Source organism: Moraxella haemolytica (assembly GCF_030177935.1).
Classification (GTDB): domain Bacteria; phylum Pseudomonadota; class Gammaproteobacteria; order Pseudomonadales; family Moraxellaceae; genus Moraxella; species Moraxella haemolytica.
In genome coordinates this window covers 959542-972380 of record NZ_CP089974.1, presented here as the reverse complement: position 1 = coordinate 972380, position 12839 = coordinate 959542, and the positions used below count along the sequence as shown (strand labels likewise).

The 12839-nt window shown below is 42.0% G+C and carries 13 protein-coding genes; 2 read left to right on the top strand and 11 right to left on the bottom strand.

The window, feature by feature from the left end; genetic code table 11:
* Positions 1-63 precede the first annotated feature (63 nt).
* From fba to LU276_RS04570, 3 genes are all read right to left on the bottom strand, one after another.
* Positions 64-1098, bottom strand: a complete 1035-nt coding sequence (gene fba / locus LU276_RS04580; protein WP_284674459.1) for a class II fructose-bisphosphate aldolase — start codon at positions 1096-1098, stop codon at positions 64-66.
* Between the two features lie 138 nt (positions 1099-1236).
* Positions 1237-1533, bottom strand: a complete 297-nt coding sequence (locus tag LU276_RS04575; protein ID WP_284674458.1) for an entericidin — start codon at positions 1531-1533, stop codon at positions 1237-1239.
* A 210-nt stretch (positions 1534-1743) separates the two neighbouring features.
* Entirely contained in the window at positions 1744-2949 is a 1206-nt protein-coding gene (locus tag LU276_RS04570) for a phosphoglycerate kinase (protein ID WP_284674457.1), read from the bottom strand.
* 316 nt (positions 2950-3265) lie between these two features.
* Between LU276_RS04570 and LU276_RS04565 the strand changes: the two genes are divergently transcribed.
* Positions 3266-3664 carry a septal ring lytic transglycosylase RlpA family protein gene (locus tag LU276_RS04565; protein ID WP_284674456.1) on the top strand — a complete coding sequence of 133 codons (399 nt, stop codon included), beginning with the start codon at positions 3266-3268 and terminating at the stop codon, positions 3662-3664.
* Positions 3665-3808: 144 nt separating this feature from the next.
* Here the strand turns inward: LU276_RS04565 and LU276_RS04560 are convergent, their stop codons facing one another.
* The 4 genes from LU276_RS04560 to LU276_RS04545 all read right to left on the bottom strand — a co-directional run bounded on the left by LU276_RS04560 (position 3809) and on the right by LU276_RS04545 (position 9759).
* Entirely contained in the window at positions 3809-4246 is a 438-nt protein-coding gene (locus LU276_RS04560) for an HIT domain-containing protein (protein WP_284674455.1), read from the bottom strand.
* Positions 4247-4337: 91 nt separating this feature from the next.
* Positions 4338-7883, bottom strand: a complete 3546-nt coding sequence (gene mfd / locus LU276_RS04555; RefSeq protein WP_284674454.1) for a transcription-repair coupling factor — start codon at positions 7881-7883, stop codon at positions 4338-4340.
* 55 nt (positions 7884-7938) lie between these two features.
* Positions 7939-8598 carry a thiamine phosphate synthase gene (locus tag LU276_RS04550; protein WP_284674453.1) on the bottom strand — a complete coding sequence of 220 codons (660 nt, stop codon included), beginning with the start codon at positions 8596-8598 and terminating at the stop codon, positions 7939-7941.
* A 111-nt stretch (positions 8599-8709) separates the two neighbouring features.
* Positions 8710-9759, bottom strand: coding sequence for a D-alanyl-D-alanine carboxypeptidase family protein (locus tag LU276_RS04545; RefSeq protein ID WP_373627318.1), 1050 nt, complete (start codon positions 9757-9759; stop codon positions 8710-8712).
* A gap of 373 nt (positions 9760-10132) precedes the next feature.
* Here LU276_RS04545 and LU276_RS04540 point away from each other — a divergent pair, with 373 nt between their 5' ends.
* Positions 10133-10774, top strand: coding sequence for a response regulator (locus LU276_RS04540; protein WP_284674452.1), 642 nt, complete (start codon positions 10133-10135; stop codon positions 10772-10774).
* A 108-nt stretch (positions 10775-10882) separates the two neighbouring features.
* On the opposite strand, the gene LU276_RS04535 is transcribed toward LU276_RS04540, so the two are convergent.
* The 4 genes from LU276_RS04535 to rpe form a co-directional block, all read right to left on the bottom strand.
* On the bottom strand, positions 10883-11455 hold the full coding sequence (locus LU276_RS04535; protein WP_284674451.1) for a hypothetical protein: 573 nt from the start codon (positions 11453-11455) through the stop codon (positions 10883-10885).
* Between the two features lie 62 nt (positions 11456-11517).
* On the bottom strand, positions 11518-11829 hold the full coding sequence (locus tag LU276_RS04530; protein WP_284674450.1) for a hypothetical protein: 312 nt from the start codon (positions 11827-11829) through the stop codon (positions 11518-11520).
* Positions 11829-12146: a hypothetical protein gene (locus LU276_RS04525; protein ID WP_284674449.1), complete on the bottom strand. Its 318-nt coding sequence runs from the start codon at positions 12144-12146 to the stop codon at positions 11829-11831. The genes LU276_RS04530 and LU276_RS04525 overlap by 1 nt, the downstream gene beginning before the upstream one ends.
* Before the next feature lies 1 nt (position 12147).
* On the bottom strand, positions 12148-12831 hold the full coding sequence (gene rpe / locus LU276_RS04520; protein ID WP_284674448.1) for a ribulose-phosphate 3-epimerase: 684 nt from the start codon (positions 12829-12831) through the stop codon (positions 12148-12150).
* Positions 12832-12839 lie beyond the last annotated feature (8 nt).

The following is a 12839-nucleotide window of genomic DNA, read 5'->3' as shown; positions in this document are numbered from 1 at the left end:
GAATGATAAAATTAAGGGCATAACTCAATTATGCCCTTAATCTGGTTCATCATACAAATATTATTAGTAGTACTCAACCATTTTTTCAAGAGAAATTGGGCGAATCTTGCTAGCATGCCCTGCTGCACCAAATGCCTCATAGCGAGCCACACAAATGTCTTGCATTGCTGTGATTGAAGCTTGTAGATATTTACGAGGGTCAAACTCGCTTGGGTGGTCATTTAAGAATTTGCGGATTGCACCTGTGCTGGCTAAACGCAAATCGGTGTCAATGTTAATTTTGCGTACGCCGTGTTTAATGGCATCAACCAACTGATCAACTGGTACACCATAAGTTTCGCCAATTTGACCACCATTTTCATTGATGATTTGTAGCCATTCTTGTGGCACAGAACTTGAACCGTGCATCACAAGATGGGTGTTTGGTAGAGCTTCGTGAATTTCTTTGATGCGGTCAATAGCCAAAATATCGCCTGTTGGTGGACGAGTGAATTTGTAGGCACCATGTGAAGTGCCCACTGCAATGGCAAGAGCATCCACATTCGTATCGGCAACAAATTGACGAGCTTCTTCTACTGAAGTCAATAGTTGGCTGTGGTCCAGTACGCCTTCTGCACCCACACCATCTTCCTCGCCAGCCATGCCTGTCTCTAGACTGCCTAGGCAACCAATTTCACCTTCAACCGACACACCGCAAGCATGGGCCATCTTAACAACTTCACGAGTAACACCAACATTGTAATCATAATCGGCAGGCGTCTTACCATCTTCTTTTAGTGAGCCGTCCATCATTACCGAGCTAAAGCCAAGCTGAATTGAGCGTTGGCATACCGCTGGGCTAGTGCCATGGTCTTGATGCATGACAACAGGAATGTGTGGCCATTCCTCTACAGCAGAAAGGATGAGATGGCGTAGAAATGGTGCACCTGCATATTTTCTTGCCCCTGCCGATGCTTGCACAATCACAGGAGAGTCGGTTTTATCCGCCGCCATCATGATGGCACGCATTTGCTCTAAATTATTGACATTAAAGGCAGGCAGACCATAGCCATATTCACCTGCATGGTCTAGTAACTGGCGTAAAGATACAAGTGCCATATTTCTCTCCAGATGGTTAACATTGATAAAATAATGTATTATAGCAAAAATCTAAATATTTATCAGTAAAAAACTACCAATTCCAAGACAATCATCAAAAAAGCCCATAAAAATGGGCTTTGATTAGTATTGCATGAATCAGTATTTTTGCTCTTCAGGAACTTCAGCTTCTGCATTAGTAGCAGCATCTGCAGCAGCACCGACTTTCTTAGCAACTTCAGAAGTCTTATCAGCAACTGTTTGAACGCCATCTTTGGCTGCTTCTGCGGTATTTTGTGCAGCGGCTTCTGCTTCTTTGGCGACTTCAGCTGTCTTATCAGCGATGTCAGCCTTAGCAGCTTCAACAGTCTCTCCGGCTTTTTCTTTGGTCTGATCGCTACAAGCTGCCAAAACAGCAACGCCAGCCAAAGTAGCAATAAGTAATAATTTTTTCATGATAGATACCTTGTATGTTATTTTCATCTGTTCTATTGTAATTGATAAAGATGGTAGATAATCAGCAAACCATCTATCAAGCACTGCATTAAGTCAGCTCTAGTTTAGCTTTAATTGTCAGATTTTACAAGATGTTATATAACAATGTAACAAAAAATAAACAATATAAGATAACCAACAAAATCAATCGTCAATCATCTTTTGGTCAGCCTAAGCACTCGCTTCTTCCAACGCCTTAATGGCTGGTAGCACCTTGCCTTCAACAAATTCTAAGAACGCACCACCACCTGTTGAAAGATAGCTAACCTCAGACGCCACATCGTATTTGTCAATGGCAGCCAAAGTATCGCCACCACCTGCAATACTAAAGCCTTTGCTATCTTTAATTGCAAGCGATAAAATTTTTGTTCCCTCGCCAAATTTATCCACTTCAAAGACACCAACAGGACCATTCCAAAGAATGGTTTTGGCATTGGTGATGGCAGCAGCAATCTTAGTAGCACTGCTTGGTGCCATGTCTAAAATCATCTCATCACTATCAATCTCACCTACAGGCTTGTAGATGGCATCAGCCTGTTCTAGCGAGCCTAAGAAATTATCAAAATTGCTTTGTGATTTTTTGGCAACCACAACTTCACTAGGCAACAAAATATTAGTCTTTGTCATGATGCTCTTGGCAGTTTCCACAAGGTCAGCCTCATATAAAGAAGCACCGACATTCACCCCTGTAGCAGCCAAGAAAGTATTGGCAATACCGCCACCAACAATAATATCATCACAGATATCAGCCAAGCTAAGCAAAACATCAAGTTTGGTCGATACCTTTGAGCCACCTACGATGGCAAGTACAGGTGCTTGCGGTTTATCTAAGGCACGAGACAAAGCATCTAACTCTTGTGCTAATAAATTGCCTGCACAGACTTGCTTTCCGTCAGCAGCGGCAGCACGAATCACGCCTTCGGTTGATGCTTGGGCACGATGAGCAGTACCAAACGCATCCATCACAAATACATCGCACAACTTAGCATACTGCTTTGATAACTCTGGGCTATTTTTCTTTTCGCCGGCATTAAATCTAACATTTTCAAGCAAGACCACTTCATTGACTTTGGCATCAACACCATTCTCTAAATAGTCTTTAGAAAAATGTACAGGACAGTCCAACGCTTTTTGTAGATAATCAGCGACTGGTTGTAAAGAGTATTTTTCTTCAGGCTCGCCTTCGGTTGGGCGACCTAAATGCGAGCAAACAATCACCGCTGCACCTTTAGCAAGAGCGTCTTTGATGGTTGGCAAGGCGGCTTGTAAACGCACATCACTAGCAACAACGCCATCTTTGACTGGGACATTCAAATCTTCACGAATTAGTACACGCTTACCTGCCAGATCCAAATCCTGCATTGCTAAGATTGTCATAACATCACCTTAATGTTGAATTTTGGTTAAGTGTTTAGTAAAACAATACCTTTAAAGTCTCTATTGATTATAAACGAAATGACAAAAATAGGCAACCAGCTGACAGATTGATGGTTACAAGACGATGAAACAGCGTTGCAAAAAATCTTAAATTTACTCATCAATTTTTTTCTCAACTTGCATCTTATGACTTAGAAAAAGTCAGGTTCATTAAGTACGCTCACCATTTATTTTTTTGTAAATACAATGCAAGGCTATGGCATATTTTATGCAAATACATTATAATAAGCGTTCATTTTAATCAAATAGGTATTGAATGCGAAATTGTATCAGTGCTTTTTTAGCGATGACTTTGGCTGCACAAATAACCCATGCACAGACAACTACAGCCTCTTATTATGCAGATAAATTCAACGGTCGCAAAACTGCCAATGGTGAAATATTCAGCAATCAAGACATGACTTGTGCCTCCAATAATCATGCTTTAGGCACTCATGTTGAAGTTACCAATGTGAAAACAGGCGAGTCAATCATCTGTAGAGTCAATGATCGTATCGGTAAGGCAAACCGTATTGATTTGAGTAAAAAGGCTTTTGCTCAACTTGCCCCACTATCACAAGGATTGGCAAAAGTCAGCGTACAAAAGGTCCAAAAGCACACTTTAGATACTCAGTCGGATGAAAGAATTAGCTTGGCTTATAACGAGCCTTACTAATTTAGCTTTTGGTTAAATTCATACCTTTTTAATGACACACAAATAAAAGCTCTGTTAATGGGCTTTTATAATTTTTAGCGTTTATTTTTAAAAAACACCCCGAAAACATACTGCTTTTGGGGTGTTTTTTAAGTTTTTAAAAACTTACACACTCATCTTCCAATCAAAAGGCATCTCATGATGCCCACGCAGAGCCATCATTAGTGTCTGTTGCATGTGTTGCAAAACTTCAGCAGTATAAGGAATGGCTGGCGTACCCCATACAGGATCTGGCCAACGGCTGTCGTTTTGATAGCGAACGATATGATGAAAATGCAATTGTGGCACTTGATTGCCCAAAGCAGCGACATTCATCTTATCTGCACCAAAGATTTTTGCCATCTGGCTAGAGACCCAGCTTGACTCTCGTAAGAACTGCACTTGGTCGGCAGCATTCAGCTCGTAGATTTCTTTGATACCTGATACTCTCGGCACCAAAATAAGCCAAGGAAATTGACAGTCATTTATCAATCTGACAGTTGATAAGGGAAAATCCCCCACCAAAAAAGTATCCTTGGCAAGTGTTGGATGTAATTGAAACATTGCTTTTCTCTTTAATTATCAATTATGCTAAAATATGGACATTGTAGCACAAATCTACCTGTTATTGAACATTGTTAAATATTTATACATCTTAAGGCGATGCTAACTTCATCTCAACCAAATTATTTTCAAAATATTTAAGCAATTCAAAGACGGCATTTACCCTTGTAGCCACATCTTTTTCATCTTTAAAGGTGTGTTTGAGCGTTGTCGCTCCCATCATGCGATAACCATTATTAGACTGAATCAACCTAATGATGGCAAGTCCATCAATCGGCGTATCTGCCTTAAACTCTAAGGTTAGTAATTTTCCTGTTACATCAATCTTTGTGATGCCAAGCGGCATACTTTGTACTCGCATTTTATGTACCAAAAACAGATTGGCAAGAGCGGTGGGCATACCACCAAAGCGGTCAATCATCTCACTTTTTAAGTCATTAAGCTCATCGGTTTCTTGGGCGTTGGCAATGCGTTTATAGAACAACAGTCTTTCATGAACATCAGCTAGATAATCGCTAGGTATCAAGGCAGATGCGTGGATATTGATATCACTGACCAAATCAAGTGGTGTTTCTAGGCTTGGGGTCTTGCCCGATTTAATCGCTTTGGCGGCACGGTCTAGCATATCCATATACAGCCCAAAACCAATGGTCTGCATATTACCCGATTGCTCTTTGCCTAAAATCTCCCCCGCCCCACGAATCTCCAAATCTTCACTGGCCAGCATGAATCCGGCCCCAAGCGTGTTGGCACGACTGATGGCATCAAGGCGTTTTTTGGCATCGCTTGCCAAGCCTTTGATTGATGGTACAAACAAATAACAATACGCCTGATGGTGCGAACGACCCACTCGCCCACGCAACTGGTGTAGCTGAGCCAGTCCAAATTTATCAGCTCGGTTGATGATGATGGTGTTGGCATTGGGTACATCAATGCCTGTCTCAATAATCGTGGTTGCTACCAGCACATTGGTTTTTTTGTGATAAAACTCACTCATCACGCTGTATAGTTCTTTTTCTGCCATCTGTCCATGTGCCACCCCCACACGCACTTCAGGGATAAGTTTGGATAGATTTTCAGCAACTGAATTGATGCTTGCAACATCATTATGTAAATAATATACCTGTCCGCCACGCAGAATCTCACGCAAGATGGCATCTTTGATTGTCTGTTCATTTTTTTCAGCGACAAAGGTTTTGATAGCCAGTCGTCTAGCTGGTGGTGTTGCAATGATAGAGATGTCTTGCATTCCTGATAGTGCCATATTCAGCGTGCGAGGAATGGGTGTTGCGGTCATCATTAAGGTATCAACATCAGACTGAATGGCTTTAATTCTTTCTTTATGACGCACACCAAAGCGATGCTCTTCATCAATAATCATTAGACCCAAGTTCTTAAATTTCACATCATTTTGTAGTAGCCTATGCGTACCAATAATAATGTCCACCTTGCCTTCTGCTAAATCAGTCAGTGCCTTATCTTGTGTTTTTTTACCAACGAATCTTGATAAACTTTCAATTTTAATTGCCCAATCAGCAAAGCGATTTTTAAAACTGTCCTCATGTTGTCCTGCCAGTAGTGTGGTTGGTACCAACACCGCCACCTGATAGCCCGCTTGCACAGCAATGAATGCTGCTCGCATGGCGACCTCTGTCTTGCCAAAACCAACATCACCACAAATTAGCCTATCCATTGGCTTTGCTTGTTTCATATCCGACATTACGGCGTCAATGGCGAGCTTTTGGTCAAGCGTCTCTTCATAGTCAAATCCACTGGCAAACAGCTCATACTGCACCATATCTATATCAAAGCTAATGCCTTGGCGTGCATTTCTGCGAGCCTGAGTATTAAGTAGCTCTGCTGCCACATCATAAATATCGGTTAGAGTTTTTTGGCGTGCCTTATCCCACTTGCCAGAACCGATTTTTGACAACTGCACCGCCTCACTGTCTGTACCACTATACCGACCGATTAACGCAAGATTGGTAATCGGTACATAAACATTGGCATCGTCAGCATATTTAATATGAATAAATTCTTGCTCACCTTCTCCCACATCTAGCACAACCAGTCCCACATAGCGACCAATACCATAGGATAAATGCACGACAAGCGACCCTTCGGTCATTTCGCTGACTGATTTAATCAAAAAAGCCTGCGATAAGGCGTTTTGGCGTCGCTGTCTGGCATGATTTACCTGCCTGCCAAAAATCTGTGCTTCAGTAATGACACAAAAACCATGCTCACCCATCAACCACAAAACACGCTCAATGGAGGCAACAACGATTGCTAATGTATCCGTAAAAGTTGGTAACTTATCAATAAACTCACCAAAGCTACCCACCACAGTCGTGTTTAACTTACCTTTTAATAACTCCAAAACAATCTCACGCCGCCCTGCACTTTCACAAGCAAGCAGTACAGGCTCATCACACCCACGAACAAACCGAAGAAATTCATCAAGCGGTTCGTCCTGCTGATGATTGATGGGCAGGTTTGGAACAGCTTTGGTAATAACATCTTTAAATGGGGCTGATGCATTTTCTTGATTACCAAATACCACTCTAGGATAGTTTTTTAGAGATTGGAAGAACTCATTGCTTGGCAGATACAAAAAATCTGGCGGCAAAATAGGTCTATCTTTATCAAAAGCACGAGAATGATGGCGTTCATTGACCTGTGTCCAAAACTCGTGATGATAAGCAGACAATCTATCATCACAAATGACAATCGCATCATCGGGCAGATAGCTAAATAAAGCTCCTTGAGTTTGCCACTGCGATAACTCAAAAAATAGTGGCATATAATACTCAATTCCTGCCGGCGAAATACCGCTCATGACATCATTATACAGCTCAAACTTTCTGGCGGAGGCATTGGGGAATAGACTGGCAAAATTCTGACGAAAGGTCTCTTTGTCGTCTAAATCAAATTCTCGTGCCGGCAACAGACGAAAATGTTCAACCTTAGCTGTATTGGGCAACATGGCATCATCAAAAATACCATCTTGTTTTAGCTTGGCTAAATCATCTTGACTGACGGTACGCTGAGTGTCTGGATTAAATAATTTGATGGACTCTATCTCATTATCAAATAGCTCTAAGCGAAATGGCAAAGGCTGACCGACAACAAAAATATCTACAATACTACCACGCACAGCGAACTCGCCTGCCACATAGACATTATCCACCGCTTCATAGCCTGCTTTATCCAATCTGATTCTTTCATGTGCCAAATCAAAGACATCGCCAACTTTTAAATCAAAAAATCTTCCCAAAAGATGACTTGGTGGGGTGATTTTTTGCATGAGTGTCTGAATTGCCACCAACAATACCCCAGCTGTTGGCATGTGTGTCAAAAGCTCAATACGCTCCGAGATGATGTCTTGATGAACAGACAGATTGTCATAAACCAGCGTTTCATAATCAGCAAAAACATGAACCTTAACCCCAAAAAATGCAAGCTCACTAGCCAGAGTTTGTAATTCTTCTTGGTTTTTGCAAATGACTAAATGTAGCCGATTTTGTATCTTAGTATGGTCTGAAAGCCAAAATGCCAAACTGGCATCATTGCCCTGCTGATAATGAGTTAGAAAATTAGGCTGAAGTTTTGGGGTGTGAATGGTGATGTTTGTCATGAAAATCAAATTAAACAATAAAAAATAGGTCAAAAACTAGCAACATCAAAACAGATTACCAATTTTGTAGTTTTAGTTGCCATGCACGGCACTTGGCAGCGATGGTATCACTGCTGTGCGACATGATATCGGCAGTAACAGCGATGTACTCCAATGGCGTGCCCGACAGCCCATCTCGCAGTTGATAGACATTATCCAAAGCGATGCCACCAATCACACATAATGGCAAATCCAGATTGGCGGTTTTTTGTAAAGTTGGCATGGGGGCCAGTCTGACTTTTGGCTTGGTAAGCGATGCAAACACCGCACCCATTGCTCCATAAGTCGCCCCTTCTTTTTTGGCTTGTTTAAACAAAGCAATGTCTGAATGGCAGGTACGACCAATAAAAACATCCTTGCCCAATATCTCTCGTGCCACCGCCACGCTACCATCTCTTTGTCCTAAGTGTAGCCCTGTACAAAAGTGCGATGCTAACTGCAAGTCATCATTCATGACCACAGGTACATCATATTTATCTGCAAGACTTACCAAAAGTTCAGTTTCTTGATAGACAGTGGCTAGATCGTATTGGCGTAGCGTGGTCTTTCGGCGAATCTGCAACAATGAAATCACCCCTGTATCCAAAGCTCTTTCTAGCTTATCAAGCAAGGTGCTGATTTCATCATCGTTGGTTAGTAGATACAGTTTGGGGCGATTGGACTTGGTTGTTGACATATTGAACACATGACAAATAATAAAAATACGCCATTATAGCCTAAAAACTCTCGTCAAGACAATGAAAAAGCCCAGATTTCCATATCTAGGCTCATATCAGTATCAATCATATCAATGGCGATAAGCAAGCTGAGTTAGGATATTTTCAGCATCGCTCCAACGAGACTGTGAAGCATTAGCACCCAATAGGACGATGACCGCAGGTTTATTATTCACATGGGTTTCCATCACGACACAATAACCTGCCTCACGAATAAAACCTGTCTTTGAAACACCAATGGGGTGCGAACCTGAACGAACCAAACGACTGGTATTATTTGCTTTATAAGTACGATTGCCCAAGTTGTGATTGACGATATAAAAATCATAGCTTGGTGCTGTTGAAAAATTACGCAGCAACTGATAACGAGAATCCTGACTGACCGCCTTCATCATTTTCACCAAGTCATTGGCTGATGAGACATTGCGTGGATCAAGACCTGATGAATCTGAAAAACGAGTCTTGTACATCCCTAGACTTTTAGCTTTGGCATTCATCGCATCAATGAACGCATCATAACCACCTGGATAAGTGCGAGCCAATGCTTTGGCGGCTGGGTTTTCAGATTTCATAAGAGTCATCAATGCAAATTCAGAGCGACTTAGCGTGTCGCCTGCACGCAAGTTGGTGGTGGCTTTTTTTGCACCGACTAGGTCTGATGGAATGAGTGTGATTTCTTCTCGCATATCAAGACCGGCATCTAAAATAACCATGACTGTCATGACTTTGCTAATAGAAGCAATAGAGCGAGTGTCATCGATATTTTTTGAATAAATCAAGTTGCCAGATTCTAGGTCAAGGACCGCCACCGCTGATGAATTGGTACTCACCGCCAACTGGTCAAACAAAGGGGCGTTTTGATGTGATAAAGCATAAGTTGGCGTGGTTGTGGTTGGCACTTGCGTGTAGCCAAATGACCCACCCACCGTTTGAACATCGGCAGGTCTGATGGTGGTCGTGGTTTGTACTGTTGAACTGGCAGGCGGGGTCGCCTTTGAAGCAGTGATGATACGCTGATTGCTACTGTCCACCGTGAACGCATGAGTCTGAACCCCTAAGAGCATCGTGCCCACCACAGCACAATGAATACCGAGACGCTTGGTTAATTTAACATTTCTCATGATGAATCCTCAAAAACAGCGACTTTTTACTCAGCTTAAATCTGAATTTATCCACCTTTAACATAAGATGAGCTGAACAAATCCAAAATAGAACAACAGTCTATTTATTAGAATATCGACTAAGTAGCCCAAACAACAAGATAGATTTTCTTTATTTTTATTTTACCATATTTAGGCACATTATGTACGCAAAAAAGCATGGATTCTTCATAAAAAATCCAAAAAAAACCACCCCAAAATCCAATGTTTCAATCACCAAAAAAGGACAGTTTATCGCCCAAAGAATGAAAAATATCAGTTGTAATCATGTAAAATTATGCTAAACTTTTCAAAAATAGGATAACACGACTTAATTAAGTGCTTAAGGAGCTGCATGACAATCAAAGTTTTGGTGGTTGATGACCATGATTTGGTGCGTATGGGCATCGCTCGTATGCTTGATGATGATGTCAATATTGAAGTAATTGCAGAGGCGGATGACGGCGATATCGCCGTACAGCTAGCTCGTAGGCATCGCCCCAATATTGTCCTGCTTGATGTGAATATGCCCAACATGGATGGCGTGGAGGCAACTCGCCGTATTAAACAAATTGACATAAACATCAAAGTCTTAGCAGTATCTAGCCTATCGGCACAGCCCTATCCTTCCATGCTACTAAAAGCAGGTGTTGATGGCTATATCACCAAAGGAACGCCACTTGATGAGATGATTCGAGCCATCAAAAAAGTGCATGGCGGTGGCAAATATTTTAGCCACGATGTTGCCGAACAGCTTGCCCATACAGTTCTAGGCGAGCAAACACAATCACCCTTTGAACTTCTATCCGAGCGAGAAAAACAAGTTGCCATGATGGTGGTGAACTGCCAAAGTGTGCAAGAGATTGCTGACCAGTTATTTGTGAGTGTTAAGACGGTCAATACTTACCGCTATCGTATCTTTGAGAAATTGGGTGTAAATAGTGATGTTAAGCTTACCCATCTTGCCATGCGTCATGGACTAATTGATACCAAATAAACACTTGGGCATCTAGCATCATTTTAAAATAAAAAGCCACAAAAATACTTTGTGGCTTTTTATTATCAAGCTGTCATCAATCATCAAATCAACTACCCATCAAGCCGTTTAGCTATAGTGTTTGGGCATTTCATCATAAACATGGGCGTGCCACGAACTCATCTGACGTTGCATGACGGTTGCGATGGCGGCATGAATCATGCTCTGACCCACCATCTGCACATCATCACCAATGATGGCTTTTGCCTGCTCAGAAAAAGCAATGGTAACCATCGGCTCATGCTCTCTACCCACTTCTTGTAAAGTTAAGACACCGTCTTCACGCTCCACAAATTCAAGCACTGCTTCTTTGACCATCATTTCACCATTTTGGCGTTCTTTAACCAGACTTTTGGCGATGGGTTTTTTGCGTTTAACTTTTGGCTTTTTGTTCTCGCCCAAGTCCACAACTTCATCAGCAGGCTTGGCTTTTTTGGGTCTGCCACGGCGTTTAGGCTTGTTGGTATCAACATCTTGTGTTAACTCTTTGTGTATTGATTCATGTAGGTCAGGTGCTAACAGCTCTTCTTGACTAATGCGTGGCTGTTGTGTTGCCAGTTTCTTTTGTAACTCTTCTTCTATGAGAGCTTCTGCTTCTTTAATCAGACGCTTGATCAACTCATCATCTGCTTTATCAGACATCGCACAACTCCAAAGTGTTTTTTATTATTCTAATATAAGGACTACTTGGCTTTTTTCAATATCTAACGCCAATAACGCAACTTTGCCATCATGAATAAAAACGAAACAAACATACCCAAATAATAAGCCATTTTCACATCAAAGCTCTCGTCTCGGTATTTAATCGGCATGGCAATCAGTGCTGTCAAAGCAGGAATAATGATAAGCCCAACCAACCAGTTTTCAAGCACATGCAACCAACCTTGCAATCTATCGCCACCACCTAAGCGAAAACCTGACAATCCAATCAGCATGACCGCCACAATCAAAGTTAAAATAAGCCCCTTAGGAATGCCTGATGGTACAATTTTATCAGGAATAAGTCGAGTTAACATCAGCTATACACCCCCATAATAGAGAGCATGGCGACAGTGGCCAGTAGCCAACCTAGCGTCCATGCGTTTCTTGGATGAATGGTGGTCTTGCCCATTTTATTCAGTAATAAACTACCTAGCCAAATCAATGCAGGTACGACAAAAACAAAGAATGGTACAACTTTGATGGCATGACTGATGACCGCTTGCGTGTCATCACCTGCCAAGAGACGAAGCCCATACCCTGCCAAACTTAATATCAACGATGAGCAAAATAAAGCAACGGTAACACCCCAAGGAATGACACTTGAGAGCTGATGATGATTGTTTTTATCCACTTTAACTCTCTTGACTACCCACCAAAGCAAGCTCATCACGCATTGTGTTGATGACCGCCTGATAGTCATCTTTACCAAAAATTGCAGAACCTGCCACAAACATATCCGCACCAGCCTCTGCAATGGCACGAATGTTTTTGGGGTTGACACCGCCATCAATCTCTAGGCGAATATCTAGCCTGCGCTCATCTATCATACGGCGTACCGAACGCACCTTGTCAAGCGTGCCATCAATAAACTTTTGACCGCCAAAACCAGGGTTGACACTCATGATTAAAATCTGGTCAAGTTTATCAATGGTATAATCTAGATAATGTAATGGCGTGGCAGGATTAAACACCAGACCACATTGAATACCGGCATCCTTGATAAGATTTAAGCTTCTGTCAATATGCTCGGACGCCTCTGGATGAAAAGTGATGATATCCGCCCCTGCGTCAATGAATTGCTCAATCATACTGTCTACTGGCGATACCATCAGATGCACATCAATGGGTGCAGTGATGCCATAATTCTTTAATGCTTTGCACACAACCGCCCCAAAGCTAAGATTGGGGACATAATGATTGTCCATGACATCAAAATGAACAACATCGGCACCAGCATCAAGGACAGCCTGAACATCTTCGCCAAGGCGAGCAAAATCAGCAGACAATATAGACGGAGCAATGAGATATGGTTTCATGAATTTAG

Bases quoted from the DNA above. Each gene is read 5' to 3' on its own strand.
- LU276_RS04570 (WP_284674457.1), bottom strand. From the start codon at position 2,949: ATGACAATCTTAGCAATGCAGGATTTGGATCTGGCAGGTAAGCGTGTA.
- LU276_RS04535 (WP_284674451.1), bottom strand. From the start codon at position 11,455: ATGTCTGATAAAGCAGATGATGAGTTGATCAAGCGTCTGATTAAAGAA.
- LU276_RS04545 (WP_373627318.1), bottom strand. From the start codon at position 9,759: ATGAGAAATGTTAAATTAACCAAGCGTCTCGGTATTCATTGTGCTGTG.
- LU276_RS04550 (WP_284674453.1), bottom strand. From the start codon at position 8,598: ATGTCAACAACCAAGTCCAATCGCCCCAAACTGTATCTACTAACCAAC.
- fba (WP_284674459.1), bottom strand. From the start codon at position 1,098: ATGGCACTTGTATCTTTACGCCAGTTACTAGACCATGCAGGTGAATAT.
- mfd (WP_284674454.1), bottom strand. From the start codon at position 7,883: ATGACAAACATCACCATTCACACCCCAAAACTTCAGCCTAATTTTCTA.
- rpe (WP_284674448.1), bottom strand. From the start codon at position 12,831: ATGAAACCATATCTCATTGCTCCGTCTATATTGTCTGCTGATTTTGCT.
- LU276_RS04560 (WP_284674455.1), bottom strand. From the start codon at position 4,246: ATGTTTCAATTACATCCAACACTTGCCAAGGATACTTTTTTGGTGGGG.
- LU276_RS04575 (WP_284674458.1), bottom strand. From the start codon at position 1,533: ATGAAAAAATTATTACTTATTGCTACTTTGGCTGGCGTTGCTGTTTTG.
- LU276_RS04565 (WP_284674456.1), top strand. From the start codon at position 3,266: ATGCGAAATTGTATCAGTGCTTTTTTAGCGATGACTTTGGCTGCACAA.
- LU276_RS04540 (WP_284674452.1), top strand. From the start codon at position 10,133: ATGACAATCAAAGTTTTGGTGGTTGATGACCATGATTTGGTGCGTATG.
- LU276_RS04530 (WP_284674450.1), bottom strand. From the start codon at position 11,829: ATGTTAACTCGACTTATTCCTGATAAAATTGTACCATCAGGCATTCCT.